Below are 382 nucleotides of genomic sequence, written 5' to 3'. Positions count from 1 at the left end.
GACGCGGACCAGCCGGAATGGAACTACGAGATTAAAGGTCACGGCTACACCGCCCGGAGGCCAGAGGGAGGCAACGAGGTTTGGCTTGTCGATCGCGGTGCGATGAGGGAAGCTGCAGTGACGGCAGTAACGGCAAAGGCTCCAGAACACGCCTTGCCTGCGACCGCGAGGCTGTCAGACACCTATCGCGGTGTTCCGTTGGTCGATCTGACCACCTCTTCCGATGCACGGATCGGAGCTTTTCCGTCAGGCTCGTCCAAGCTCCCCGAGGGGGCGGTGCTCGGCGCCGACCTGCTGGGCGACGCCCATATTCACAGGGATTACCGGTTGCTGGAGCAGAGCCTGCAGGCCGCCCACCCAGCGCTCGCCGCCCGAACGCGGT

General features: G+C 64.7%; 1 protein-coding gene. It reads left to right on the top strand.

Going from position 1 to position 382, the window contains the following annotated elements; genetic code table 11:
- Positions 1 to 117 precede the first annotated feature (117 nt).
- Positions 118 to 382, top strand: a 265-nt coding sequence (locus AC0L26_RS32015; protein WP_473636087.1) for a hypothetical protein, incomplete at its 3' end; no start/stop codon positions are given.

This window comes from Mesorhizobium sp. WSM4823 (genome assembly GCF_055811195.1).
Note: the sequence above shows the minus strand (reverse complement) of the source record. Positions and strands in the feature narration are given on the sequence as shown.